Source organism: Weissella coleopterorum (genome assembly GCF_011304355.1).
In the GTDB taxonomy this organism is placed as follows: Bacteria; Bacillota; Bacilli; order Lactobacillales; family Lactobacillaceae; genus Weissella; species Weissella coleopterorum.
Genome location: NZ_CP049888.1, coordinates 450,115 through 477,068 on the forward strand (window position 1 = coordinate 450,115; position 26,954 = coordinate 477,068).

The following is a 26,954-nucleotide window of genomic DNA, read 5'->3' on the forward strand; positions in this document are numbered from 1 at the left end:
CCTTAATTTTGGAGTTTGTTTTTTTGTTAATAATAATTTAAAAGATCATGGATGGTCGAATTGATGATACTCAATGCAAAAACGATTCAGGAATAGAACTACGAAAATTTTAACAGCAACTCTGGCTTTAAATATACGATGAGTTCATATTTTCATGCTAAAATGGGAAGGAACGTAAAAACGAGGAGACAACTATGACAGTCATTAATTTAGATAACACTGAGCTAAAAACAGCATTTGCTAATTTTAAAACGGTTCAGACCCCTGAATTGCAAACACAATTTGAATTGGCCCTTTTGAATGCGCATTTTTTAGTCCCAGTCCAAGCTCCGGAGAATTTGGTTCCTGATGCAGAGGGAAATTTGAATTTAGCAGCTGGTCAACAGCTAGCTTTTGTTTCATTGATCGATCCAAATGAAGAAAATTTTTTACCAATCTTTACAGATAATGAAAATTATCAAAAAAATCCTGATCATTGGGAACAGAATATTATGGTGGTAGAATTTCCATTTACTCAATTTATTGAAATGTTTAAAAAAGATGCTACTTTACAAAATTTAGTCATGAATCCGTTTATTTCGCAAGAGACATTGCAAATTAGTCGCGATAATATTGAATATTTAATGCAAAATTATGAATATCATCAAGGTGAGCCACAACCCATTCAAAATATGATGGAAAATTCAGAGCCAGGTACTGATCAAGCGATTGAAATCCGGGTTCCCGACGAAGTACCAACGAAATTACAAGCTAATTTAATGGGCTTGGCAGATGATGCAAAGGGAATTGTGGATAAAATGTATCTTCTTTGGATGCAGGGAGCTGGCGGAAGACAAGGACGTTTCTTATTACTATTAGATGGACCGGACTTGGGCCAGGTGAAGGACCAAATTCCAAATTTCAAGGACGTCTTCCCCAAGACACTGGGTGAAAAAATCACCGGTGAAGTAGTCTTAACCCAAGAAATCGCTGGTCTAGATTTGAGTGAATTCCAAGCTTTTTATCAATATCAAATGTAAAATCAGAAAAGGTGGCTAAAATGGTGAAGACCAAAGAAGTGGATTTAGTAATCATTGGTGCCGGTCCCGTGGGCCTGTTTGCGACATTTTACGCCCGATTGAGAGAATTAAATGTCGTTCTTATTGAAAGTCTTGATATTACTGGTGGACAACCTCAAAATTTATATCCCCAAAAACAAATTTTGGATGTACCCGGCTGGTTAGGATTAGATGGAACTAATTTAACGAGTCAACTCCAAGCTCAAATGGAACAGCTACAACCAGAAGTATATTTAGGAACAACCGTTACAAATGTTTCAAATCTCACTGAGGCGGTCTTGGTTAAAACGGATCGACAAATTGATTTTAAAGCGGCTGCTGTCCTAGTTGCGACGGGTAAAGGTGCTTTTGAACCTCGAAGATTGACGAGTGATTTAGAACAAAATTTTGAAAATCATGGTTTATATTATTTTGTGCAAGATTTACAGCAATTTAAAAATCAACGGGTCACGGTGCTTGGGGGCGGAGATTCTGCGGTTGATTTGGCCAATCAACTGAGCACGATTGCAAAAGATGTAACCATTGTTCATCGACGGAATAATTTTCGGGCTTTGGAACATGCTTTGGTGACTTTGGCAGAAAATAAAGTGCATAAAATGACACCATATACTATTCAACGCATTGCGCGACAAGCGGATCAAAGTTTCAAATTAGACTTACAAACCACACGCGGCCATGAAGAGAGACAACTAACGACCGATGCCATTATTGTTAGCTATGGGTTTCAGTCTGAGAATAAAATTGTTGAAGGTTGGTCAATTGATCCGGTAATGGCTCGCCAAAAAATGGTGGTTGATCAAAATATGCGGACTTCAGTTGAACGGGTTTTTGCAATTGGGGATGCCGCTGAATTTGAACACAAAGCGGAATTAATTGTAACAGGATTTGGGGACGCCCCTGTAGCCATTAATACAATTATTGATCAATATCTTCAAACCCATCAAGGGGTGTTACATTCTTCAAGCATTAAAATCAAAGACGGGCAGCTGCATATCGAAAAATAATGGATATAAAATCTAATTATTCGCATTCGACACAAAATTTTGCTATAATGTTCACATATTAATTTTTGAAAGAGGGTATTTATTAATGGCTAAATTAGTTTTAATTCGTCATGGTCAATCAGAATGGAATGCATTGAATTTATTTAATGGATGGGTTGACACTAAGTTGTCAGATAAAGGAATTGCACAAGCTAAAGCTGCTGGGGAAATGTTGGCCAAAGAAGGAATCGAATTTGACCAAGCATATACATCAGTCTTGACTCGTGCTATCACGACTTTGCACTATGCTTTGGAAGAAGCAGGGCAAATGTTTATTCCAGAGACTAAGTCTTGGCGTTTAAACGAACGGCATTATGGTGCCCTTCAAGGTTTGAATAAGGCTGATGCTGCAGCTAAATATGGGGATGAACAAGTGCATCAATGGCGTCGTTCATATGACGTATTACCTCCTCTTTTGACGGAGCAAACAAAGACTGTTGAAGTTTTGGGAAAGACTTATCCTGCCTTTGATCGTCGGTATGCAGATGTTCCAGAAGGTCAACTACCATTTGGAGAAAATTTGAAGGTTACTTTGGAACGTGTTTTGCCATTTTGGGAAACTAATATTTCAAAGGACTTGGCTGCCGGGAAAAATGTAGTGATTGCTGCACATGGTAATTCATTGCGTGCCTTGGTTAAGCATATTGAAAATATTTCAGATGATGATATCTTGGGTGTTGAGATTGCGAATGGTCAACCATTAGTTTACGATTTTGACCAAGATTTGAAAGTTCTATCAAAGGATGTTTTGACTAGTGAAAACTAATTAAAACAGATAAAAGAATTAGGCATTGGATACGTGAGTATTTCAATGCTTTTTTTGTATAATAATTTGGCATTTGAATCCAATTAACGCAAGTACCTTGAAATTATACAAATTTATCAAAGCGTGATAAACTGGGAATTAGCGCAAGGTAAGCGCTTACATTGAACGTGTTTATTTTATGGAAACGGGATGGAGGTTTGAAATGCAACCACAATTAGCATGGTTAGATGATCCAAAAATTTTTCGTGTCAATCAACTCCCAGCACATAGTGATCATCAAGTTTATCGCAACCTAATTGAAACTCATCAACAACAAAGTTCACTGATGCAAAGTTTAAACGGAACTTGGGATTTTTATTATCAGGATCAACTGGAGCAACTCCCAGCTCAACTAACGGTCCCAGACTTTGAAAAAGTTACTGTTGTGGAATCTATTGAGGTTCCCAAGCATATTGAGTTAGCTAATTACGCACCGATTCAGTATGTTAATACACAATACCCCTGGGATGCTCGAACCTATCGCCGCCCGCCTTTTACGCAACAGGATGAACAATTACCGGGAGTATTTAGCCGAGCAACAGATAATGCCGTCGGTACATATCGTCGTTTTTTCACCTTGCACCGGATTGGCAGCAACAGAGAGTTCATATTAATTTTGCGGGTGTAGAACGGGTCTTTTATCTCTGGTTAAATGGTCACTTTGTTGGATATGCAGAAGATAGCTTTACGCCCTCTGAATTTGATTTAACCCCATATTTGGATCAAACGGGTGAAAATGAGATCATTGTTCAGGTGTTTAAACACAGTACTGCAAGTTTTATTGAAGATCAGGATTTTTTTCGTTTTTTTGGTATTTTTAGAGATGTCACGCTATTGTTACAGCCGGAAGTACATGTTATCGATATGACTTTAGCTCCAAGGGTGAATACAGATTACCAAAGTGGCACATTAACTGGGCAATTTAAAATGGCGGGCACTTTTGAAAATCATCAGTTAGAGATTAAAATTATTAATCCCCAAGGAGAAATTGTTTTTCAAGGTCAGCCCAATCTAAATCAGGAAATTACATTACCTGAAATCAAGTTTTACGATATGCAGTTATGGAATCATAAAACACCTCAACTATATCAAATGCAATTAATTATCAGAGACAGTCAGCGGCAGCTCATTGAGGTTGCTACAACGTCCTTTGGTTTTCGAAAAATTGAAATTGATCAACAAGTTCTTAAATTAAATGGTCAACGTTTAAAATTGTTAGGTGTTAATCGACATGAGTGGAATGCGGAAAACGGGCGAGTAATAACAATTGCTGATATGTTAACGGATATGAAAATATTTAAAGAGCATCATATTAATGCTGTTCGAACTTCGCATTATCCGAATCAACTTAGTTGGTATCGGCTCTGTGATGAATATGGAATATATATGATGGCGGAAACTAATTTAGAATCGCATGGATCGTGGCAAAAAATGGGGAAATTGGAACCCTCATATAACGTACCTGGTAGTTTACCAGCTTGGCAAGCGGCTGTGCTAGATCGTGCTAAAACAAATTATGAAATTTTCAAAAATCATCCGTCGATTCTTTTCTGGTCGCTTGGAAATGAATCATTTGTAGGCACCAATCTAGCGGCTATGCAAGCTTATTATCATGAAGTGGATCCAACCCGGTTAGTGCACTATGAAGGAGTGGTTTGGGACCGGCAATTTGAAGATCAAATTTCCGATTTTGAGAGTCGAATGTATGCGAGTCCCAAGGAAGTTCGGACCTATTTACAACAAAATCCTAAAAAAGCTTTTATGTTATGTGAATATATGCATGATATGGGAAATTCTTTGGGCGGTCTTGCAGAATATATGCAACTCTTTGATGAGTTTGATAATTATGCGGGTGGATTTATTTGGGATTATATTGATCAAGCCCTATGGGTAGAAGATGAAATTTCTGGACAGAGAGTCTTACGTTATGGGGGTGATTTTGATGACCGGCCGTCAGACTATGGTTTTAGTGCAGATGGACTTTTATTTGCGAATCGGCGAGTTAAACCAGCTATGCAGGAGGTAGCATATCAATATGGCAAATATACAGAGTAAATTAAAACTTGTTTTTGGCGATGTCGGTTTAGGGGTATCTACTTTGGATCATGAATATTTATTTAGTTATGATAAACAAGGGCTAGAGTCGATTCGAATCGCACAACGAGAGTGGCTATCAGAACCGGTTAAACCTATTTTTTGGCGGGCAACGACAGATAATGATCGCGGAGCAGGATTTGCTCAAAAATCAGCTGCCTGGTTAGGCGCTGACTTATTTCAGCAGGGAAGGGTTCAAGCCATTTGGGTTGATCAACAAGCGATTACATTGCCAATGGCACCCTCAAATAATCAATATTTTGGTAATGAGGTGGCGCACGAAGTGGCAATTTTATATGAATACCAATTGGCAGTTCAGCCCCAAACAACAGTAGAAATTCTATATCACGTTAATACTGCTGGTCAACTGACCGTCAAAGTGCATTATTTTGGTCAGCCGGGCTTACCTGATTTACCAGTTTTTGGCGTACGATTTTTGATTCCAACCTTAGCTAATCGTTTTACATATACTGGTTTGTCAGGTGAAACTTATCCTGATCGCAAACAAGGGGTCAATTTGGAACCTATCATATCCAAGGGTTGCCGGTAACACCGTATTTGATTCCACAAGATAATGGGGTCCACATGGAAACGCAGGATCTGACTATAGAACGTACCACCACAAAAAACAATGTCGTACGCTTGACTGAACCATTCCAACTAAAGATCCGACAAACGAATCAAACCTTTGCTTTTAGTTGTTTACCATATACAGCCGCAGAATTAGAAAATGCAACCCATCAAGAAGAACTACCTTTGCCACGTAAAACGGTGCTCAGTATTTTAGGCGCGGTACGCGGTGTCGGTGGAATTGATAGTTGGGGGGCAGATGTTCTATCAGAGTACCGAATTTCTGGTGAAGAAGATCATGAATTTGAATTTGTGCTCGAATAGTAACCTTGAATCTACTGATAATAAAAAAGAGCTTCAATTGGTCTACCATCTAAAAAATGGGCGCCAAGAAACTCTTTTTTATTAACTAATTACTACCAAGGTACGGTAACATCATCACTCACCGTCCAACCATTTTCAGGATCAACAGTTCCAGTTCGAATCTCAACATTCTGTCCGTCAGCACGATCAGTGACCAAAGCCTTGGAATATGAACCATCTTCATTCGTTGGTCCGACGAATACAAAGCCATTACCGGTATCACTCTGATAGGTCCAGGCTACGCCAGTTGTATCATTTTGAGTCAAGGCACTTTGGGCACTTGTGGCATCTACTGCGGTAGTTTCCGAAGTTGAATCAGCTGTAGTAGAACTAGCGCTTGATGTATCAGCCGACTCTTTCTTGGTTGAACTTGCCACTTTAGTTGTTTTTTTGGTAGATGTTTGGGTTTGAGCAACTGCATTTTGCTCATTCTTTTGGATGAGTCTTTTGCCATTATCTTGATGCCATTGCAAATACGCATAACCACCTAGCAAAAGAAGGAGAAGTAGTAATAAATAAAGCAACCACTTAAGCCAGGGTAACCCTTTTTTTTGGCGGGCTTGAGTTTTATTACGAGACTCCGTAATGGGCTGGGGCTTTTGAGCTTGTTCTAGATCCAGAGCAATCATCTCTACTTGCAAAAAGCGATCTTTTAATTTTTCATATTCACTGGGTGCTAGGACGCCTACATCCAACAGCTCCTTGTAGCGTTTTAATTGTTGGAATTGTTCATCAGTCATGTAAAATCACCTGTTACCTTAAATCGAAATTAGATTTTCAAATCTTGCTTTTCATTATAGCGTACTCCATGCTTTTCGTTAGTTTTTTTCATAAAAATATATAATTATTTAAACTTTAAGTGGTTAAGTAAGTACGTTACTTCCTATATATTTACAAACTGTCTGATCAGTAAGGCTCGGCTCCTATGATGGAATTACGGACAAATTGTTCGATATAATACATCATAAAGGAGCTTTTTATTATGGTTATCAAATATTCAAATGACTTTAAAGAATCGATCGTAAGCTTGCATAAAGTTGGTCGTTCAGCTAATTCATTAGCAAAAGAATACAACGTTAGTGTTTCAACGGTTTCTAAATGGGTTAATCAAGCCGATCCTAACAATACGAAAGTATTGTCAGCAAATGAAAGGGCATTGATTAAAGAAAATAAACAACTAAAAGAAGAACTTGATATTTTAAAACGAGCAGCGGTGCTTATGGCGAAAAATTGATCATCAAAGGACGTATTCCTACCTTAAAAATTATTAATGACAATCTACAGGTTGGGCACCGCATTACTAAAATTTTGAACGTCCTCAGAATTCCACGATCGACTTATTATGGCTATATACATTGGAAGCCTGGTAAAACCCTTCTTCGTCGCAATTTCATTAAGCAAAAGGTATTAGATGCATGGTTAAAATATCCTATGTATGGATACCCGCGATTAACAATTTTATTAAATCGTCAGTTAAAAATTAAAATTAGCCAGCGTATGGTTTATAAACAGATGTACGCTTTAAAAATTAGGTCTAGGATGACTAAACGAATTAATAAGCCTAAAACACATACTGAATATGATCAACGACCAAATCTAATTAAAGGATTACCTGATCAATCCAATATTCTTTTAACAGATATTACGTATATTCCCGTTAAAAATACTTGGGTTTATCTAGCTAGTGTGTACAATCCCGTAACCCGGCGGGTTATTTCTTATAAAGTTGGAAGTCATATGACTAAGGAATTAGCAACCGACGTCATTAATCAAGTCGCAGTAAAGTCTGTTAAACCAAGCATTATTCATAGCGATATGGGGAGTCAGTATACAAGCGATTTATTTGAAAGTACTTTAACTCGTTTTGGGATTAAGCATTCTTATTCTCGTAAAGGACAACCTGGTGATAACGCAAGAATTGAGAGCTTTCACTCAATTTTGAAGCGTGAATACATTAATTTTCAAGAATTTAAGACAATTAATGAAGCAATAGCTGGCATTGATAGCTATATTCGCTGGTATAACAGTGATCGAATTTCCCTTGTAGCGTAGCTACAAATAAATCATATTAATATCCCGTTTAAAACGATAAGTATAGACGGGTTGTTTAGAATGGCATGGAAACATTAAAGGATGCACTTTTTTAGATAAATCACATACTTTACCAGTACGTTAAATAATTAAAACGTTTTTCAAAATTTATTCGTATTTTTATGTCCGAATTATTGACATAGGAGCCCTCTTTCAAAGTTTAAACTAATTGAAAGATAAATCAGCAATCATCAATTTGTGATATGAAGTTCGTTCATTTGGCGGTATAATGATATCTATTGTTATTTTTATCAATTCATTTAGCTAATAAATATTATTCACACCGTTTTTTGCACCGAAACGCTACCATTATCGAAATATAATTTTTACGAATATTTCGATAATAAAAACGTTTTAATTTGGTTGTTTTCGACCGCTGAAGGGTTGATGTATAACGTTTTGCCAATTAGAAGAGTTCAAAAAGTGTAATAGAATTCTCACTTGATCTTTGGAATAAAATGGACTAAGCTGTTGATTATGATGAAAACAAACATCAATTTTAAGTGTGAGAAAGGACAGAGTAACAAATCATGAAGATGATTAAAAATGAATTCAAATTTATCTTCGCAAACCGATTAATTAGAATATCACTGATTGCAATTATGTTTATTCCATTTTTATACAGTGTGTTCTTCTTACGTTCAGTTTGGAATCCGTATGGAAGTACGGGAAACTTACCCATTGCGGTGGTGAATGAAGATGAGCCAGTGACCTACCAAGGTCAAAATATGCATGCCGGGGCCGATATGGTCAAACAATTGAAGAATAATCATCAATTGGGATGGCGCTTTGTTTCTAAGGAGCAAGCGGATCAAGGTGTGAAGGAGCAAAAGTATTATACAGTTGTGACCCTTCCCAAGGACTTCTCTGCTAACGCTGCTACTGTATTAGATGCTCATCCTAAAAAGATGGAAATCAAATACAAGACGAATGATTCTTTGAATTATATTGCCACAGTGGTCAGTGATACTGGGGCTGCACAATTAAATAGTCAAGTTAAAGAAGCTGTCACCACAGCATACACGAAGGTGATGTTCGATCAGGTGATGGAAGCTGGAAAAGGCTTTAAAGATGCAGCTACGGGAGCCCAAAAGTTAAATGATGGTTCAATCGCGCTATCTGATGGGTTAAATGTTTATACTGGGGGAGTAGCTCAAGTTAATGATGGAATTATGACTATGAAGCTAGGGGTTTCTCCTTTGGCTAGTGGTGTTAATCAATTAACGGGTGGTTCAAGTACCTTGAATAATGGGTTGCAAACCTTAAACAGCAAAACTGGCGCATTAGCTGGTGGAGCGAGCCAATTGGCTGGCGGAGCGAGTCAATTGAATGCGGGATTGCAAACCTTAAATGGTAAAACTGGTGAATTAGCTGGTGGAGCGAGCCAATTGGCTGGCGGAGCGGGTCAATTAAATTCAGGATTAAGTGAATACACCAAGGGTGTTTCGAATCTTAATGGGGGACTAAACCAATTAAATGCTAATAATAGTGATTTGAACTCAGGTGCAAAAGAATTAAGTGATGGTTCAAATAAATTACAAGCCGGAAGTCAACAACTGGATGATGGTCTGAAGCAAATTCAGGGCGAACTGAATGCAGTTCCTTTTGATCACTCATTAGGTGAAGTTCAATTTATGCAAGATAAGTTAAATGAGTTAACACCATTGTTAGCTAATTTGGACAAAACTTTGAGCGGATTGGTAGCAATCTCAGTGATGGCCACACCATCTTCGACGTATATTAGTGATGTAGAGCAAGCCATGGCTGATGCTGGTAATCCATTGACAGCTGAACAAAAAACGGCGTTTGAATCAGCATCAAAAAAATCATATCAAGCGTATGGGACAGCCGTCGGGAACAACATTAAAACTGGTGTTGAAACTCAAATGAATTCCAAAATTAGTTCTGCTGACTTAACCAGAATGCAAACTAATCTTGATCAAACTAAGGAGTTGTTGACAAAAGTTCAAACTTTGAGTCAAAAATTTAATGCTCCAAAGGGATTAGTTGCTGGTATGGACGAACTTAATAATGGCTTGAAAACGGCTGTTAATGGATCAGCTACCTTACAAGCCGGTTTGGCAAAGTATACTGGTGGTGTTTCTGAGGCAACTAAGGGATCTGCTAAATTAACAGCTAACAATGGTCAATTAACTTCAGGGTCACAACAGTTGGCAGACGGTACGAAGAAATTAAATGCACAAGTACCACAATTGATGTCTGGTGTTAGCCAACTAGCTAATGGTTCACAACAATTAGCTACTGGAACGAGTCAATTAAATGCACAAGTACCACAATTGACGTCTGGTGTTAGTCAATTAGCTGCTGGATCCAATATCTTATATGGTGGATTGAGTCAATTACAAGCTCAAATTCCAACCCTAACTTCTGGGGTTGATCAATTAGCCCTTGGAACGAGTCAATTAGCAGATAATTCTGACGCTTTGCTAGATGGTGCGAACCAATTGAAGGATGGAAACGGAACCTTAGCTTCAGCTCTTCAAGCAGGAGCTGATAAAGCGGGTGGTATTAAGATTACAGACCGTAATATTAAGCAATTCGTTTCACCTGCTAAACTATCACATTCGAAGTATAGTTCAGTACCAAACTATGGATATGCTTTGGCACCATATGTTTTGTCGCTTGCTTTGTTCGTTGGAGCAATTGTCTTTAACTTTGCATTCCCAATTCGTAAGGTTTCAACTCCGGGGCAATCAGCTACGGCTTGGTTCTTCAGTAAGGTGACAATCGGAACGATTATGGCAATTGCAATGGCAGTGATTGAGCCACTCTTAATGATGTTGGCTGGATTAAAGGCAGAGCATCCAGTACAGATGTTTATGGTAACGATTATTTTCTCATTGACTTCGATGGCGATCGTTATGTTCCTATCAATGGTCTTTGATAACCCTGGTCGTTTCCTTGCAATGGTACTTTTGATGCTACAACTTGGTGGTTCTGGTGGAACCTTCCCAATGGAAATGACAAGCAATTTCTATAATGTCATTCACCCATTCCTACCAATGACATACTCAATTCTTGGATTGCGTCAAGCGATGACATCTGGATTAGGGGTTGGTCAGGTTTGGCATTCAATTGGTATCTTATGCATCTTTATGGTTATTTCAGTTCTATTATTGTGGCTTGGAATGTACTTCTTGCAAAAGCACGGAAAAGCTGGTAAATCTCAATTGGATAATAACCAAGCATTACAAGCAGTTGAAAAATAGGTAATAACTTCAAGTTAATTAATATATGCTTGATCGGTCGAAACTTAATTGTTTCGGCCTTTTTTTAATTCACGCAGCATAAATTGAACATTTATGCGGAGCGTGCTAGAATAAGACTATAATTAAATATTTTATTCACTAGGGGAGCATTTGCTGAGACGGTTAACCGGACCCTTTGAACCTGATTAAGTTAAGACTTGCGGAGGGAAGTGACATATTAACTGAGAATAAAATAAAACTCAATTAATTTGTGACGGCGACGTGGCAAATTAATTGAGTTTTTTAATTATTAATGAGATCAATTAATTTTCTTAAAGTGGAGGAGATGTAATGTTATTGGAAGCAGTTAAACAGCAAAAACCATTGATTTTAAACTATGCTAATACTGTGACGCAGCAACACGTGGCCGATGGAATTAGTATGATTGGGGCCTCACCGTTGATGACGCAAGAAGTGCTAGAAGTTCCAGAATTGGTTGAAATTGCGCAGGCAGTCGTGATTAATATTGGTACTTTACAGGAAAAAGACTTACCAATGGTTATTTTAATGGGACAAATGGCGAATCGAGCTGGGAAGCCAGTCATTTTAGATCCAGTAGCGGTAGCGATGCCTTATCGGAGTTCATTTATTCAACGATTAAGGGTAGCAGTAAAATTTGACATAATTCGAGGTAATGCGGCTGAAATAGCTTGGTTTGCCGAATCAAAAGGTCAAGGTCAAGGGATTGATGCCGATACACAGGCATCGTTGCAGATAAATATTCCGCAACGCGCAGCGCAATTAACGGGCGCCGTGATTATTCAAACGGGGGTTGTTGATGTGATTACGGATGGTGAAAAAACTTGGTTGGTGGAGAATGATAATCCTTTATTGGCGGTGAATGTCGGAGCGGGTGATCTATTGAGTGGTCTTGTTGGTTGCTTTGCTGCAGTCACCCAAGATTATGTTCAAGCAGGGTTGACGGCGACCATGCTGATGGCGACAGCTGGTACATTAGCAAGTGATCAGGTTGAGCATCAACCAGGGCAACTGATGCCGGTCTTAATGGATCAATTATATAAAATGACATGGACAAAGATGCAACAGATCAGTGAGGTGAAGCAAGGATGATTGAGATACCACAAGTAGTGACCATCGCGGGAATTGACTCGAGTGGCGGTGCTGGAATTAATGCCGATTTAAAAACTTTTCATAATCAAAGAGTCTATGCTGCGACAGTTGTCACAGGAATTACCGCACAAAATACACAAGGGGTTCAGGCAATTGAACCAACTCAGGCGGATATCATTTTGGCACAGTTCAAATCAATTTTTACGGATTTGGATATTACCGCGGCTAAAACGGGTGCCCTCTTTGATCAAATTCGCGTTCAAGCTGTCATTGATGGGCTTCATCAATTTCCGGTTAAACATTTAGTTGTTGATCCCGTGATGGTGGCAAAGGGTGGAGTACCATTGTTGGAAACAGCGGCAATCGAATTAGTTAAGTACGAACTAATCCCACTAGCCGAAGTTATCACTCCTAACCTAGCTGAAGCGGAAGTTCTCTTAGAACGTGAAATAAAGAGTGATCAAGAGATGGAGCGGGCAGCAAAGGATTTACAAAATTTGGGAGCCCAAAATGTATTAGTTAAAGGCGGTCATCAAGCCGGCACGCTGGTGCGAGACTTAATGTTATTTGCAGATGGAACGATGACTTGGTATGAAGCGCCACGTATCGCAACAAATCGGACTCACGGAACCGGGGATACGTTGGCAGCGTTTATCGTAGCTGGATTAGCACGGGATGAAGATTTGGCTGTGATTATGCCCCGAGCAAAAATGTTTATGAATCAAGCGATTCAAGAAACCATTCGAGTGGGGCATGGACATGGTCCGTTAAATCATTGGGTGACGGGGGAAAAATGAAAAAATCACAATTACGATGTTATTTAGTTGCAGGGCCACAAGACTATCCTGGCTTAACGTTAGTTGAATTCACAGAAAAAATTATCGTTTTAATGCAGGCAGGAATAACAGCGTATCAATTCCGAGATAAGGGTTTCCATTATCAGAGCGCTACGGAACGTTTGGAGGTCGTCCAAATATTACAAAAAGCGGCTAAAAAGTGGCAAATACTGTTTATTATTAATGATGATATAGAGCTTGCTCAATTAATTCATGCTGATGGGTTGCATGTGGGGCAGAGTGATCAAGTTCAAGCGGCCCTAGCACTCCCACAGACGACATCGATGTTGATCGGTCTGTCAGTCTCAAATGCAACAGAATTGCAAGCTGCTCAAAAGAGCGGAGCAGATTATTTGGGGATTGGGCCAATTTTTGCGACACAATCCAAAGTTGATGCCGCACCAGCCATTGGGCTCACCAAATTAAAAACGTTGCTAATGGAGAATAAACTACCGATTGTAGCCATTGGGGGATTACCGAGCAAGTTGTACCAGCATTGGCCCAACTTGCTTTGGATGGCGTGGCAGTAATTTCACTCCTAACGCAGGCGACAACGCCTAAATTAACCATTGAAGCGATCAAAGGAGCGTGGTATGAAATTTAATCAGTATTTATTATCAAAATCAAAAGCAAAACGACAAACGATTGCTGGCACTGCTTTTGTTCAAGCGTTAATTAATGGAACCTTATCACAAAATGCTCGCAACTATTATGTCGCACAAGATCATTTTTATGTAGATAAATTTGATGCTTTTTTTCAGACGGTGACTCAAAAACTACCTCAAACGCTCCAAGCGCAACAACCCCATGGCAATGGTTTGGAAGCAGAGGCCCATCAAGCTTTAAAACCAGATGAGGATTTGTCAAATATTTCAGTGGGAGACCACAATTTAACCTACTTAAAGCATATTGAAGTTGCAGTTAGTCAGTCAGATCCCGTTGCCGGAATTTTAGCGTTGTTACCCTGTACAGAGTCCTACCATTTGTTGGCACGTGAGTTTTCCGAGCAAGCCGCGCTACCATTTCAAGATTGGTTTAATTACTATACCAGTCAAGATTATATGGCAACAACCCATTGGCTATGGCAGACTCTGAATACCTTGGTTCCAGATATTGGCGTTCTTTCGGTTGAACAATTGGCAGCGTGGACGAAAATTTATCAGCAAGCATACGAAGATGAAATTAATTTTTGGCAAGCCGTTCCAATGACTAAAGATAATTAAGCTAATTTAATTAAAATCCAGTTCGCTACGACTGGATTTTTTTATTACTTTTTTAATTATTTTAGCTGGATCGTCAAAAACAGACCAAAAATTATATTTTAGTGGAATTCGGTTTAATCTTCCAATTTAAATTTAATTTATTTAGCAAAAAACTGTATTTAAATACATTTAACCGTTTAATATTCGTGATTAGGTTGTAAAATAGCGTATTTTTAACAAAACAACGTTGAAAAGTTCGTGATTTATTAGTAAGCTAATAGATAGATTGAATGTTAATTACAAAGGAATGGAGGAAAGGTATGCAAGTAAAAATTCTATCAACCTCTGATATACATGGTTATTTTAATGCCGATGACTTTAGACGACCATTAAAAAATCATGGGTTTGGTTTAACACGAGCAGTTGAAGCCATGCAAAAAGAAGCAGATCAGTTAGGTATAAATGATTTAATAATTCGAATTGATAATGGTGATTTTATTCAAGGTTCCCCTTTAACAAATTACCTTGAAAAGAAAGAACCACAATTTTTGCCGCTCTATGATGATTTAGCTAAATTAGCACGTTACGATGTTCGAATAATCGGTAATCATGAATTTAACTATGGTCGTGATTATTTGGAACGTGCTCTCCAAGCAAATAATGTTTTAAATGCCAATATTATTGATCAAGCGACCCAAAAACCGTTTATTGGACAGCCTTATCAGATTTTTAGCAAAGGTAAGGTTAAAGTGGGTGTTATTGGGTTGACAACCAAATTTATTCCAAATTGGGAACCGCTTAAAAATATACAAGGTCTAATTTTTGAGGATCCAGTGTTAATTGCCCAAAAATATATTAAAATTGTACAGCCTCAAGTGGATCTCTTAATTTTGGCTTATCACGGTGGATTTGAACGTGATTTGGAAACGGGTGAGGCCCTAGGACATGTTACAGGGGAGAATCAAGGTTATGAACTCAGCCAACTATCAGGTGTTGATGCACTTGTCACAGGACATCAACACCGTTTAATTGCCCAGCAAATTAATGGTCTCGTTGCCACCCAACCGGGCTATCGTGGAGAAGCCATAGGTGTGATGGATTTTACTTTGAATGCAGGGCAGTTGCAAACTAGTCGTGCACGGTTAATCGCAACTAAATCCTTTCCGGAAGAGCCACGTATTTTGACTCAAATTCAACCTTTACAATCCAAAATTAACCAATGGTTGGATCAACCAATTGGGCGAGTGGGATTGAATATGAAAATTATTAATCATCATCTAGCCCGAATTGAAAGTCATCCTTTTGTTGCGTTCGTGAATCAAGTTCAAATGAAGTTTGGGAAGACGCAAATTGCGAACACAGCTATTTTTAATAATGAAGTGCGGGGCTTACCTAACTGTGTGACTAGACGGGATATTATGACCAACTACCTTTATCCGAATATCGTGGTAGTTGAGAGTTTAACAGGGCAAGAAATTGTTGATGCAATTGAAGTGAGTGCCCGTTATTTTCAACTAAATCGTGCCTTAGAGTTGGGTGTAAATCACCACTTTATGCGGCCCAAGGTGCAACACTATAATTATGATCTTTGGAGTGGAATAGAATATACCATCGATATGCGTCAACCGATGAATCAACGTGTCAAAGACGTATTTTTTCAGGGACGCCCCCTGCAACTAGAGCGTCACTATGAAGTCGCTTTGAATAGCTATCGAGCTAACGGGGCGGGTAATTTTAAAATGTATCAAGCTAATAAGATTGTACGTGAAGTTCCTGTCGAGATCACTGATTTAATGGCAGACTATTTAGAAGCGTATCCTGATCTTGAAATCAATCCGCCACATAATATTAAAGTGATTGGTTATCAAAAATTAAGTTCTAAACCAGACGGATAAATTGATATAAGCGTAATTTATTTCCAAAGGTAACGAAAGGGCGGGAAAAGATTGTGGAAGTTAGTTTTAAACATGTAACATTATCGTATGATCAAAAAAATGAAATTTTGCATGATATGGATTTTGTCATTCCATCAGGGAAATTGATTGCTCTATTAGGACCATCAGGAGGTGGTAAATCAACGACTCTTAATTTGATTTCCGGCTTATTGCAACCCAGTCAAGGTGAAATTTTTTTTGGTAGTGAAAATGTAACTAAACAGGATGCACTAAAACGGGGAGTGGGGATGGTCTTTCAAAATTATGCATTATATCCTCATTTAACCGTTCTAGATAATATTATTTTTCCGATGAAAATGGCGAAAATCCCTAAAAAAATTAGACAAGAAAAAGCATTGGCACTAGCAAAATTAGTACGTGTTATGCCTCAAATCAATCAAAAACTAGCCGCGTTATCTGGAGGGCAGCAGCAACGAGTAGCAATTGCCCGAGCATTAGCGAAAGAACCAACTTTACTTTTATTAGATGAACCACTATCGAATTTAGATGCACGCTTACGAGTAGAGATGCGTGAAGAAATTCGCAGGATTCAGATTGCAACTGGCGTGACCACGATTTTTGTAACGCATGACCAAAATGAAGCACTACATGTGGCTGATCAAATTATGGTCTTAAATGAAGGGATTGTTCAACAATTTGGCGCCACACAGACGTTATATACCAATCCGATAAATCAATTTGTCGCCGAATTTATTGGAGAACCACGGTTAAATGTGATTCCGGTTCAGGCGCTGCGCACTGCAGTAGGCGGAATTTTTGGGACTGGGGCCGCACAAATTGAACGGTTGGGGATTCGAGCTGAAGCATTTTCACTAAAACCGATGGCTCAACCGCATATTCAAATCCCGATTGAGATTAATCAAATTCAGTATTTTGGTCAAGAACAACGCATCGACTTGCAATTAAACGGTTATCAGGTAATTGCCAATCAAATGGAATCAGAACATCAAAAATTGGGAAAAACAATGGGTTATGTTCCAATTGATCAAATCTATGGCTTTGATGCTAAAGGTCGAAGAATCTATGCTGAACAAAGTAGGGAGGTTCAACATGCTTAAGATTGGTAGACCAACTTGGCGTGAGACCATTAAAGGTTGGTTATATGTTTTACCCATGTTGCTGATTGTGTTGGTATTTGGAATTTATCCGATTATCGCTAGCTTTACCATGAGTTTTTTTACAGAATATAATTTCTTTACGAATGAAGTTTTAGCGACTGGTTGGGGTAATTTCATGGATTTGTTCCTGGATCCTAATTTCCAATTAGCTTTAAAAAACACATTTATTTTTGTCTTAGGTGTCGTTCCTTTGGAAATCGGATTATCTTTACTAATCGCGACATTGTTGAATCAGATTACTTGGTTAGCAGGGTGGTTTAGAACCATCTACTTTCTTCCCTTTGTGACTTCCGTGGTAGCAATCGCAATGGTTTGGCGTTGGATCTACAATAAAGATGCGGGCCTACTTAATCACGGGCTAGGCTGGTTGGGAATTCAACCGATTGATTGGTTAAACGATCCACATTTTGCATTATTGGCTTTAATTATTTTAGCCATTTGGAAAGGATTAGGCTTTAACATAATGCTATTTTTAGTGGCATTAAATAATGTGGACCAACGTTTGTATAATGCAGCTAAATTAGATGGAGCTAAGCCGTGGCAGCAATGGTGCTATATTACCATCCCCATGATTTCACCCATGACTTTACTAGTAACTGTTAATGCGGTGATTGCTGCATTTAAAGTTTTTGATGAAGTATATGCATTATTTGGCGGACAACCGGGACCAGCGAATGCAGGAATAACATTGGTATATTATCTGTATCGGGCTTTTTATGAACAAAATCAATATGGTCAAGCTGCCGCTGCGGGCGTTATCTTATTCTTGATTATCTTATTGGTGACCCTCATCCAATTTTCGATCAGTAAACGTCATGTCCATTACTAGGAGGATAAGATGAAAATATCGGTGAATAAAATATTCATTTATTTAGTTTTAAGTATTGGGGCGTTTTCGATGCTACTACCCTTTTATTGGATGATCACAACGGCTTTTAAAACGGGTTTTGAAAGCCTACAAACTCCCATTACGTGGTGGCCTAAAAAATTGATTTGGCAAAATTGGAGTCATGCCTGGCAAGCCGCCCCATTTCTGCAATATTTAATTAATTCCGTGATTGTGGCCTTAGCGACAACGGTGGGCCAAATTTTTACGGCGATTTTAGCTGCCTTTGCCTTTTCTAAATTGAATTTTAGTGGTAAAAAAGTGCTCTTTGGTCTTTTACTAATGACAATGATGGTGCCCATTGAGATACTAATTATTCCAAATTTTGTGACCTTATCCCAAATGAAACTCATCAATACTTATGGAGCGTTGATTATTCCATGGTTAGGGAGTTTCTTTGCCGTCTTTACCCTGCGGCAAAGTTTCAATATGATTCCAGAACAACTTTATTTTGCAGCGCGTTTAGACGGCGCATCAGATTGGCTTTTTTTATGGCAAATTTTAGTGCCAAATGCAAAATCATCGATCACAGCCATCTTGCTCCTTCAAATGATTGGTTCGTGGAATTCATTTATGTGGCCATTAATTGTGACCAATACCGAAAATCTCAGAACATTACCAGTTGGATTACAAGCGTTTTCAACAGATTCAGGGGTGAATTATCCGGAACTAATGGCGGCTTCAACCTTTGTGATTTTACCGATGGCACTCTTATATGTGTGCTTCAATAAATACGTTGTAATTGGTATTAGTAATAATGGCTTAAAAGGTTAGTTTGCACAGATCACTTTTATGAGTGGTCATTAGGAATATGGAATTATATTTTTAATGACTGCTGATAAAGGCTTAATCTGATTAAGGGCCCGATCAGACTATGACCACAGCAGCCTAGTTGATTTGAATCGGCTAGGGAGGAGTAGCAATATTTATCGTTTTCTTGGAATTTTGAAAGGATCTGGTTAGTCATGAATCAAACATTCAAAAAATTAGCAGTCTCATCGGCAGTCATGGTGATGACCTTCGCAGGAATTTCGGTCAGTCTGACTAATGTTGTCAGCGCCGCTAAAAAACCAACCAAAATTACAGTTTGGCATGCTATGAATGGTGTTTATAATGATGCTTTAAAGGATGAAGTCGCAGATTTTAATGCTTCACAAAAGGACTATAAAGTTGAAATCACCGGTCAAGGGGACTACACGACTTTAAATCAGAAGGTGATGGCGGCAGCTAAGTCAAAAACTTTACCAACGGTGGCACAAGCGACCTATACCCAAGTTCCGGATTATGCCAAAAATGGAATTGTCAAAAATTTAGATCAACAGGTCAAAGGGAAACAAGGCTGGAGTAAAAAAGATTTGAAAAATATTTATCCAGGCTTCTTAGCACAAACTAAATATAAAGGGCATTATTATGCGATGCCGTTTTCAGCTTCGGTCCGAATCATGCTTTACAATAAAACTTTATTAGATCAATATAATTTGAGTGTGCCTAAAACTTGGGATGATATTCAAGCTATGGCACCTACATTAGCCAAAGATGGCATTGCAACCGTTGGCTTTGATAAGTCTTATGATATGGAGTTAAATGGGTTAATGCACGCAGTTGGTGTCGAAGGAGTGGATGCTAAAGGCAAGATTCACATTGACGACCCCAAAGCGGTTAAGGCGGCTGATATGTTAAATCAACTGTTACAACAAGGTTATGCCAAGTCTGCTGGTTCTGATATGTATGGTACCAATAACTTTGTCAATGGTAAAACGGCTTTGAGTTTTACCTCTTCTGCCGGAATTGCGGCTACCAAGCAAGCCGCTCCTGATGGCATGGAGTGGGGTACAGCGGTAGTCCCTTCTTATCAAGGTAAAACAGCAACCCAGTTTGCTGGCAATAATCTCGTTTTGACTTCTCAAGCCAATAAAAAACAAGCGGCCGGGGCCTTTGCCTTTATGAAATATGTCATGTCTGATAAAGAAACGGTGAAATGGGCTAAAGCTACAGGATATTTACCTGTAACTAAGAAGGGGGCCGCTTCTAAGGATTACAAGAAGTATTTGCAAGCTAATCCGATGGCGCAAGCCGGTTCAAATTCCTTAAAGTATGGCTTTTCTGATCCAGCCTTTACTGGTTTTCAAGAATATCGTAATCAATTGTTAGCAGCGGTCGACCAAATGATTACGAAGCAAACTCCAGCGAAGGACGCCTTGAAGACTTTGAAGCAACAAACGCAAAAAATCGTGAAGGAAGCTAAATAAATGCAAACAACGGTCCAATTTTTAAATGGCCTCGATACAATTGGTGGAAATGTGGTGTCATTTGTTAATGGAACCACGCGATTGGTGATGGATTTAGGAATTAATTTTAATCCGGAGCAGCAAGCTAATGCCGATGGGTATGCGATCGGATACTTCCCGAAATTACCAACCTTATTTACGGATCAACAAGCAGATGAATTGAAAACTTTTGTTTTTATTTCGCATCTACATATTGATCATATGGGGGCTTTAAGCTATTTAAAGCAAAATACCTTAGTTTATATGAGCCAAGCTAGTTATGATTTATATCAAGTTTTATTAACATTGGGTTGGGAAAAGCCGACCGTGGCCAATATTAAGGTTTTGGAGTCTGAAGTGGCAATGAGCTTTGGTCCCTTTACAGTGACGGGATATGTGACAGATCATGATATTCAAGGCGCTATGATGTTTAAAATTTCAGATGGGACACATCTCTTTGTCCATAGTGGCGATGTTCGTTGGGACGGAGATCAGGCGGATTTGGTCACTCACTGGGTGCACGCTTTGCAAAATGAAACGGTGGATTTACTTTTGATGGAGGGAACGGAATTTAGTTTTCCCAAGTCACAAAATTTGCAACGAAATACTGAGATGCAACTTCAACAGCAATTTCAACAAAAGATGTTGCAAACCGATCAATTAATTGTTATAAATCCGTATGAACGGAACGTACGTCGACTAGTTGCGTTGTACAATTCAGCCCAAGCTGCTGGTCGACAAATGGTCTGGGAACCTGAATATGCTCAGATTTTAAAAAAATTGGATAGTTTTGCGGGGCTCGTTTTAGGTAGCGATATTAGTTGGCAAATGATCAAAGAAACTCCGCAACGGTTTGTGGTACAAAATCGTTTTCATAACCTCGCACAATTGAGCCAGTTGAGAGCTCCGTTTATTTATTTGCATATGAACGGTGAACCACTGGGACGCTATGATGAACGGTTTTCACAAATGGAACATTTTTTACAGGAACAGCAGGGTACATTAATTGAATTAGGCGCTAGTGGACATGCCACGCGTACTGATCTAACTAAAATTGCACACCTCGTCAATGCTAAAGTAACGGTTCCATGGCATACTTTTAAGTCGAGTTTAATGGCTGATCAGTTACGAAAAGTCGGGTTAACGGTAAAACAACCTGAAAAAAACGAAACGTTGAATTTTGAATAGCTCTAAGATTTGATCTAGCAAGGTCGATGGTGGGGAAACCAACTATCGATCTTTTTTGTTTACAATGAAAAAACCAGGACATTGATAAAAATGGTCCTGGTCGTTTAGTTTTTGAGAGTATTAATCCGTTAGGGCGGTTACAATTCGTTCTAAGTGCAGTCCGTGGGAAGCTTTGAGCAGTATTTGATCATGTGGGTTGAGTTGGTTTTGCAAATCTAAAATAAGTTGGTTCATGTCCGCTTCTGAGAAGGTTTGCAGGTGCATATCTGGCGCTTGTTGTAAAATAGCTTTTGCTAAGTTTTGCATTATTGGACCAACCAGGTAAACTGCATCTGGTTTGGCAGCAATTATATCTGGTGCAAGCTCAGCATGTAATTTAGGACCGGCCGCACCTAATTCGAGCATATCACCAAGTACGATGATTTTTTTTCCAGTTTTTTGAATCGATGCAAAACTTTTCAAGACTTCCCGAACGGCCGTTGGGTTGGAATTATAAACATCACTAAGAATTTGACCGTCAAAATTACCGGTTAACCATTCAGTACGATTTTCCGTAATCATCGTTTTTTGGAGGGCAGTTTGCATTGAAGGGACTGGAATTTTTAGCAATTGTCCCACACTAATCGCAGCTAGCGCGTTACTAACATTGTAATTACCAGTTAATGGGATCTGGAATTGTTCAGAAAATTGGTTGGTTTTAAAATGTGCGTGCTGCGCGTTCAAGCTGATTTCTGAAGCAAAGAGGTCATTTTGTTCACTTAATCCAAAGGTTTTGGTTTGGTAGCTTTGGTGCGTGGCGCGTTCAATCAGGAGCGGTTCGTCTCCGTTATAAACTAAAGTCCCATTTTGGTTCAAACCGTTAACAATTTCCATTTTACCATCAGCAATGCGTGCACGGGTTTTAAAGAATTCAATATGTGCCTCACCAATCATCGTCAGTATGGCAATATCTGGATTTACTAATTTGGAAAGGACATCTAAGTCATGGGGATGATCCATCCCCAATTCGATGACCAAAACTTCAGTATCAGATGGCATGCCTAAAATCGTTAGCGGCACCCCTAGTTCATTGTTGAAATTTTTAGGCGTTTTAACCGTTTGAAAAGTGGTACTAGCGATGGCGGCAATAAAGTCTTTGGTGGTGGTTTTGCCATTGGAACCGGAAACGGCGATTACTTTTGGTGCAACGGATTTAAGATAAGCTTGGGCTAATTGTTGAAACGCCTTTAGTGTATCTTTTACCAAAATTACTGGAAAGTCTTGGGGTTTCGTTTCGAGGTGATCTTCGGCCCATAAGGTAGCAGTAGCACCATTATCAATGGCACCTTGAATAAAATTATGTCCATCATTTCCCCATGTGATAGGAATGAAGAGCGTACCTGGCTTGGCGGTTCGACCGTCAAAGGTGACATCGGTGATCTGACTGTTCTGGGGATTAGATAAATCACCACCGACGATTTGGGCGATTTTTTCCAACGAGTATTCCATAAAATTATCTCCTACTGCAATTTTTGTTAATTTTATTTTATCAAAAACCGATTGAGATAAATAGAGTTATAAAAATGAATCAAAATGATTCGGTTTGAGTTGATTAATGGGATAGGGGGTTAGATTTAATAAATCAATTTAAAAGAATAAAATTCCGGATCAATTTAGAAGAATTACCGAGTTTCTTTTTGATCGATTCTAAAAACTCGGGTAAATTCTGCTATAATAGGAATTAATCAGCAAAAAATTGATATATTTTAAATGAAGAGGTAAAAAAGGGATGGCTAAAGAAATTGGAATCGATTTAGGGACTGCAAATGTATTGATTTTTGTCGAGGGTGAGGGCATTGTTTTAAATGAGCCATCCGTTGTGGCTGTCGATATGAAAACGGATAAAGTCTTAGCAGTGGGAACCGAGGCTTACCAGATGGTTGGTCGAACTCCGGGTAATATTCGTGCTGTGCGTCCTTTAAAGGATGGAGTAATTTCAGACTTTGATATGACAGAAGCAATGCTGGCCTACTTTATTAAAAAGTTGAACGTGAAAGGTGTAATGTCACGACCTAATATTATGGTAGCTGCGCCGACAAATATCACTGAGATTGAAAAAAAGGCGATTATGCAAGCGGCTGAAAAAGTTGGAGGCGCTAAAGTTTATTTGGAATATGAACCTAAAGTGGCAGCAATTGGAGCTGGATTGGATATTTTTTCACCAATTTCTTCAATGGTGATTGATATGGGAGGTGGAACTTCTGACATTGCAGTCCTATCATTAGGAGATATTGTTTCAGCCCGATCAATTCGCGTCGCGGGTGACAAATTCAATAATGAAATTACCAGCTTTGCCAAACGGAAGCATGGGTTACAGGTTGGAGAACGAACGGCAGAACAAATTAAAATTAAATTAGGAAATGCCCTTCAATCTGAAGAACCAGAGACTATGATTATTCGAGGCCGTGACATTTATGATGGAATGCCTAAATCGGTTGAAATTAATTCAAATGAAGTGGAATTAGCTTTGCATGATTCATTACAACAAATTGTTAAAGCCGCTCATGATGTTTTAGCTGAAATTCAACCAGAATTAGCGGCCGATGTAATTGATCGTGGGGTCGTTTTGACAGGTGGTGGCGCATTATTGCGTAATATGGATAAATTAATCTCTTCTGAACTAGGAGTACCGGTCTTTATTGCGGATCATCCACTGGATAATGTGGCCCGTGGAGCTGGTGAGCTTTTGGAACATATGCACGATAATTAAAGTAATATGCTTTTTTTAATATATTTAAAATGAAAGAAGGGGAACAATATGTCAAATCGTAAAAATAAGGCAATTGATGTCGAAATTAAGGCGATCACGGATCAAATCAGTGAAGTTAAAATTAATAAAAATACCCTTGGACAAATTGATGAAAGTGGTCAACAAATTCAAGTTCAAATTGGACCAAATCATAAACAAATTGTTAAATCATTTGATGAGGGCGTGGAAGTTTTAATTGCTGAATATAATCTTCATCACTAAACTAAATTGTGCTTAACTTAAGTTAAGTGCTATATGCTGGATGAAGATAAATAAGAGGTAAAAGAAAATGTTTAAACGAATTTTAGGCGGTAAGGGTGAAGTAGACTGGGGCATTATTTTTGTGGTGTTGATGCTGGCGCTTATTGGGTTAGCATCGATTTATGTAGCGGTCGTTCATGACTCAAGTGGAGCCAATCCAATGCGGATGATGGTTATGCAAGGAATTTGGTACATTTTGGGGATCTGTGCAGTCATTTTCATCATGCAATTTGATTCTGAAAGATTATGGCGGATCTCGCCATATATCTTTGCCGTTGGGGTCTTTTTAATGGTGGCAGTGCTAATATTCTATAGTCGCTCGTATGCTATGACAACTGGAGGTAAATCTTGGTTTGCCTTAGGACCGCTAACGTTTCAACCGTCCGAAGTAATGAAGCCAGCCTTCGTTTTAATGCTGGCCCGCGTCATTGCAGTGCACAATCTGGAATATAGTGAACATACTTTAGCAAATGACTTGTTGCTTTTACGTAAAATTGTTATGTGGAGTTTACCCATTATCATTCTTGTCTTGTTGCAACATGACTTTGGAACGATGCTAGTCTTTTTAGCAATTATTTTTGGAATGACGCTTGTCTCGGGAATTTCATGGCGTATTTTAGGTACTGTGATAGGAGCGGGTGCTGTTTTAGGTGGTGGAGCCATTGCATTGGTAGCATCAGATGTCGGTCGGCATATTTTAGGTAAATTTGGCTTTCAAGCATATCAATTTGCGCGTATTGATGCATGGCTGAAGCCGCAGGGGGATACTTCTAACTCGGCCTATCAATTATGGCATTCGATGACGGCGATTGGATCTGGTGGATTAACGGGAACGGGTTTTAATGTCTCACACGTGAATGTGCCCGTTCGTGAATCAGATATGATCTTTTCAGTGATTGGTGAAAATGCTGGTTTTGTAGGTTCGTTAATTGTTTTGTTATTATATTTCCTTTTGATCTATCGAATTTTTCAAGTTGTGATGGAGACTTCAAATCAATTCTATGCTTATATTGGAGCAGGAATTATCATGATGTTAGTGTTCCATATTTTCGAAAATATTGGAATGAGTATTGGATTAGTACCGTTAACTGGAATCCCCCTACCCTTTATTTCCCAAGGAGGTTCCGCATTAGTTGGAAACATGATTGGAATTGGTTTGATCATGTCAATGAGCTTTCATAATCAAAAGTACACCTTATCAGAAAGGGAGGGCTTCGCATAATGTTTAAAATTGGATTTATTGGTGCTGGAAATATGGCTCAAGCTATGATGCAGGGCTGGTCAAAGTTAGATGCTAATCAGGTGACGCAAGGCGCTTACGTTCGCCATCAATTACCAGAACAGACGCAAGCTTGGCAAGTGGAGCCATTCCAGAGTATTAGTGAGGCGGCCTTAGTGAGTGATATGTTGGTCTTAGCAACACCACCCACCGCTTTGACGGCGATTGCTGATGAGCTCAAGCCCATTCTGGCGGCGATGCCTCATAAAATTGTGGTTTCCGTCTTGGGTGGGATCTCAGTTTCGATGCTTGAAGAAGCATTGGGTCGCCAAGCTAAGATTGTTCGTGCCCTACCCAATGTTAACGTGGCGGTAGGACAAGGTTATACCGCGATGTATGCTGGATCACAAATTACAGCGGAAGAAAAAGGTGCAGTCTTTGCACTTTTGGCAGAACTGGGACGGGTGGATGAAATGCCCGAAGCTGAGTTTGGAGCAGTAAGTGCTCTAGCTGGTTCTGGTCCCGCTTTTGTCGCTGGATTTATCCAAGCGCTGACCGAAGCTGGTAAAGCGGCCGGTTTAGATGAAGAAATGGCAGCCAAGCTAAGCGTACAAACTTTCCGTGGTACTGTTGATAAAATGAGACAAGATGATTTAAAGGCCCTTGATTTGGCTCAGTTGGTGATGACACCAGGTGGATCAACCGCGGCCGGTTGGGAAGTAATGCAAGCGGGTAATTTGAATGGCTTAGTGACGAATGTGATTCACGCCACCATGCAAAAAAATGCTGAATTTGAATAAATTTAAATTTATTTTCAAAAAAGACTTGCCAAGCATTCTAATTCTTGGTATTATATTATTTGTTGTTAAG

General features: G+C 39.0%; 21 protein-coding genes, 2 pseudogenes and 1 riboswitch. Of the genes and pseudogenes, 21 read left to right on the forward strand and 2 right to left on the reverse strand.

The window, feature by feature from the left end:
• The first annotated feature begins 194 nt into the window (after positions 1-194).
• From G7084_RS02400 to G7084_RS02420, 5 genes and pseudogenes are all read left to right on the forward strand, one after another.
• Positions 195-1,019 (forward strand): SseB family protein, encoded by an 825-nt coding sequence (locus G7084_RS02400; protein ID WP_166009725.1) that lies wholly within the window; start codon positions 195-197, stop codon positions 1,017-1,019.
• 20 nt (positions 1,020-1,039) lie between these two features.
• On the forward strand, positions 1,040-2,062 hold the full coding sequence (locus tag G7084_RS02405) for an NAD(P)/FAD-dependent oxidoreductase (RefSeq protein ID WP_166009727.1): 1,023 nt from the start codon (positions 1,040-1,042) through the stop codon (positions 2,060-2,062).
• An 85-nt stretch (positions 2,063-2,147) separates the two neighbouring features.
• Positions 2,148-2,867 carry a 2,3-diphosphoglycerate-dependent phosphoglycerate mutase gene (gpmA, locus tag G7084_RS02410; RefSeq protein ID WP_166009729.1) on the forward strand — a complete coding sequence of 240 codons (720 nt, stop codon included), beginning with the start codon at positions 2,148-2,150 and terminating at the stop codon, positions 2,865-2,867.
• A gap of 202 nt (positions 2,868-3,069) precedes the next feature.
• Positions 3,070-4,961, forward strand: a pseudogene (locus G7084_RS02415) (glycoside hydrolase family 2 TIM barrel-domain containing protein).
• A pseudogene (locus tag G7084_RS02420) lies at positions 4,942-5,894 on the forward strand (beta-galactosidase small subunit). Before G7084_RS02415 ends, G7084_RS02420 begins: the two co-directional pseudogenes overlap by 20 nt.
• A 92-nt stretch (positions 5,895-5,986) precedes the next feature.
• Here the strand turns inward: G7084_RS02420 and G7084_RS02425 are convergent.
• Positions 5,987-6,673, reverse strand: coding sequence for a hypothetical protein (locus G7084_RS02425; protein ID WP_166009731.1), 687 nt, complete (start codon positions 6,671-6,673; stop codon positions 5,987-5,989).
• Between the two features lie 242 nt (positions 6,674-6,915).
• Here G7084_RS02425 and G7084_RS02430 point away from each other — a divergent pair.
• The 12 genes from G7084_RS02430 (at position 6,916) to G7084_RS02485 (ending at position 21,816) form a co-directional block, all read left to right on the forward strand.
• A protein-coding gene (locus G7084_RS02430) for an IS3 family transposase (protein WP_166009179.1) occupies positions 6,916-7,985 on the forward strand; the annotation gives its coding sequence in 2 pieces (ribosomal slippage) (positions 6,916-7,132 and positions 7,132-7,985; 1,071 coding nt in all).
• 569 nt (positions 7,986-8,554) lie between these two features.
• Entirely contained in the window at positions 8,555-11,254 is a 2,700-nt protein-coding gene (locus G7084_RS02435) for a YhgE/Pip domain-containing protein (protein WP_166009733.1), read from the forward strand.
• Positions 11,255-11,384: 130 nt separating this feature from the next.
• A riboswitch (TPP riboswitch) is annotated at positions 11,385-11,479 on the forward strand.
• Between the two features lie 105 nt (positions 11,480-11,584).
• A complete protein-coding gene (thiM, locus tag G7084_RS02440) occupies positions 11,585-12,364 on the forward strand; it encodes a hydroxyethylthiazole kinase (RefSeq protein ID WP_166009735.1) in 780 nt (259 codons plus the stop codon).
• Positions 12,361-13,161, forward strand: coding sequence for a bifunctional hydroxymethylpyrimidine kinase/phosphomethylpyrimidine kinase (gene thiD / locus G7084_RS02445; protein ID WP_166009737.1), 801 nt, complete (start codon positions 12,361-12,363; stop codon positions 13,159-13,161). The genes thiM and thiD overlap by 4 nt, the downstream gene beginning before the upstream one ends.
• Positions 13,158-13,730, forward strand: coding sequence for a thiamine phosphate synthase (locus G7084_RS02450; RefSeq protein WP_246163843.1), 573 nt, complete (start codon positions 13,158-13,160; stop codon positions 13,728-13,730). Before thiD ends, G7084_RS02450 begins: the two co-directional genes overlap by 4 nt.
• Before the next feature lie 63 nt (positions 13,731-13,793).
• Complete coding sequence (locus tag G7084_RS02455) at positions 13,794-14,423, forward strand: TenA family protein (RefSeq protein ID WP_166009739.1); 630 nt, start codon at positions 13,794-13,796, stop codon at positions 14,421-14,423.
• A gap of 299 nt (positions 14,424-14,722) precedes the next feature.
• On the forward strand, positions 14,723-16,297 hold the full coding sequence (locus tag G7084_RS02460) for a bifunctional metallophosphatase/5'-nucleotidase (RefSeq protein WP_166009741.1): 1,575 nt from the start codon (positions 14,723-14,725) through the stop codon (positions 16,295-16,297).
• A gap of 53 nt (positions 16,298-16,350) precedes the next feature.
• Positions 16,351-17,415 (forward strand): ABC transporter ATP-binding protein, encoded by a 1,065-nt coding sequence (locus tag G7084_RS02465; RefSeq protein ID WP_166009743.1) that lies wholly within the window; start codon positions 16,351-16,353, stop codon positions 17,413-17,415.
• On the forward strand, positions 17,408-18,304 hold the full coding sequence (locus G7084_RS02470) for a carbohydrate ABC transporter permease (protein WP_166009745.1): 897 nt from the start codon (positions 17,408-17,410) through the stop codon (positions 18,302-18,304). Before G7084_RS02465 ends, G7084_RS02470 begins: the two co-directional genes overlap by 8 nt.
• A gap of 9 nt (positions 18,305-18,313) precedes the next feature.
• Positions 18,314-19,135: a carbohydrate ABC transporter permease gene (locus G7084_RS02475; protein ID WP_166009747.1), complete on the forward strand. Its 822-nt coding sequence runs from the start codon at positions 18,314-18,316 to the stop codon at positions 19,133-19,135.
• A gap of 191 nt (positions 19,136-19,326) precedes the next feature.
• Positions 19,327-20,610: an ABC transporter substrate-binding protein gene (locus G7084_RS02480; protein ID WP_166009749.1), complete on the forward strand. Its 1,284-nt coding sequence runs from the start codon at positions 19,327-19,329 to the stop codon at positions 20,608-20,610.
• A complete protein-coding gene (locus G7084_RS02485) occupies positions 20,611-21,816 on the forward strand; it encodes an MBL fold metallo-hydrolase (RefSeq protein ID WP_166009751.1) in 1,206 nt (401 codons plus the stop codon). It begins immediately after the preceding gene.
• Between the two features lie 120 nt (positions 21,817-21,936).
• Here the strand turns inward: G7084_RS02485 and G7084_RS02490 are convergent, their stop codons facing one another.
• Positions 21,937-23,304 (reverse strand): UDP-N-acetylmuramoyl-tripeptide--D-alanyl-D-alanine ligase, encoded by a 1,368-nt coding sequence (locus tag G7084_RS02490; RefSeq protein ID WP_166009753.1) that lies wholly within the window; start codon positions 23,302-23,304, stop codon positions 21,937-21,939.
• 280 nt (positions 23,305-23,584) lie between these two features.
• Between G7084_RS02490 and mreB the strand changes: the two genes are divergently transcribed.
• From mreB to G7084_RS02510, 4 genes are all read left to right on the forward strand, one after another.
• Complete coding sequence (gene mreB, locus G7084_RS02495) at positions 23,585-24,565, forward strand: rod shape-determining protein (RefSeq protein ID WP_166009756.1); 981 nt, start codon at positions 23,585-23,587, stop codon at positions 24,563-24,565.
• A 48-nt stretch (positions 24,566-24,613) separates the two neighbouring features.
• Positions 24,614-24,826: a DUF2969 domain-containing protein gene (locus tag G7084_RS02500; protein WP_166009758.1), complete on the forward strand. Its 213-nt coding sequence runs from the start codon at positions 24,614-24,616 to the stop codon at positions 24,824-24,826.
• Positions 24,827-24,893: 67 nt separating this feature from the next.
• Positions 24,894-26,087, forward strand: coding sequence for an FtsW/RodA/SpoVE family cell cycle protein (locus G7084_RS02505; protein ID WP_166009760.1), 1,194 nt, complete (start codon positions 24,894-24,896; stop codon positions 26,085-26,087).
• Positions 26,087-26,884: a pyrroline-5-carboxylate reductase family protein gene (locus G7084_RS02510; protein ID WP_166009762.1), complete on the forward strand. Its 798-nt coding sequence runs from the start codon at positions 26,087-26,089 to the stop codon at positions 26,882-26,884. Before G7084_RS02505 ends, G7084_RS02510 begins: the two co-directional genes overlap by 1 nt.
• Positions 26,885-26,954: the final 70 nt, after the last annotated feature.

Coding starts and splice junctions, on each gene's coding strand:
- G7084_RS02400 (WP_166009725.1), top strand. CDS start 195: ATGACAGTCATTAATTTAGATAACACTGAGCTAAAAACAGCATTTGCT.
- G7084_RS02405 (WP_166009727.1), top strand. CDS start 1,040: ATGGTGAAGACCAAAGAAGTGGATTTAGTAATCATTGGTGCCGGTCCC.
- gpmA (WP_166009729.1), top strand. CDS start 2,148: ATGGCTAAATTAGTTTTAATTCGTCATGGTCAATCAGAATGGAATGCA.
- G7084_RS02425 (WP_166009731.1), bottom strand. CDS start 6,673: ATGACTGATGAACAATTCCAACAATTAAAACGCTACAAGGAGCTGTTG.
- G7084_RS02435 (WP_166009733.1), top strand. CDS start 8,555: ATGAAGATGATTAAAAATGAATTCAAATTTATCTTCGCAAACCGATTA.
- thiM (WP_166009735.1), top strand. CDS start 11,585: ATGTTATTGGAAGCAGTTAAACAGCAAAAACCATTGATTTTAAACTAT.
- thiD (WP_166009737.1), top strand. CDS start 12,361: ATGATTGAGATACCACAAGTAGTGACCATCGCGGGAATTGACTCGAGT.
- G7084_RS02450 (WP_246163843.1), top strand. CDS start 13,158: ATGAAAAAATCACAATTACGATGTTATTTAGTTGCAGGGCCACAAGAC.
- G7084_RS02455 (WP_166009739.1), top strand. CDS start 13,794: ATGAAATTTAATCAGTATTTATTATCAAAATCAAAAGCAAAACGACAA.
- G7084_RS02460 (WP_166009741.1), top strand. CDS start 14,723: ATGCAAGTAAAAATTCTATCAACCTCTGATATACATGGTTATTTTAAT.
- G7084_RS02470 (WP_166009745.1), top strand. CDS start 17,408: ATGCTTAAGATTGGTAGACCAACTTGGCGTGAGACCATTAAAGGTTGG.
- G7084_RS02475 (WP_166009747.1), top strand. CDS start 18,314: ATGAAAATATCGGTGAATAAAATATTCATTTATTTAGTTTTAAGTATT.
- G7084_RS02480 (WP_166009749.1), top strand. CDS start 19,327: ATGAATCAAACATTCAAAAAATTAGCAGTCTCATCGGCAGTCATGGTG.
- G7084_RS02485 (WP_166009751.1), top strand. CDS start 20,611: ATGCAAACAACGGTCCAATTTTTAAATGGCCTCGATACAATTGGTGGA.
- G7084_RS02490 (WP_166009753.1), bottom strand. CDS start 23,304: ATGGAATACTCGTTGGAAAAAATCGCCCAAATCGTCGGTGGTGATTTA.
- mreB (WP_166009756.1), top strand. CDS start 23,585: ATGGCTAAAGAAATTGGAATCGATTTAGGGACTGCAAATGTATTGATT.
- G7084_RS02500 (WP_166009758.1), top strand. CDS start 24,614: ATGTCAAATCGTAAAAATAAGGCAATTGATGTCGAAATTAAGGCGATC.
- G7084_RS02505 (WP_166009760.1), top strand. CDS start 24,894: ATGTTTAAACGAATTTTAGGCGGTAAGGGTGAAGTAGACTGGGGCATT.
- G7084_RS02510 (WP_166009762.1), top strand. CDS start 26,087: ATGTTTAAAATTGGATTTATTGGTGCTGGAAATATGGCTCAAGCTATG.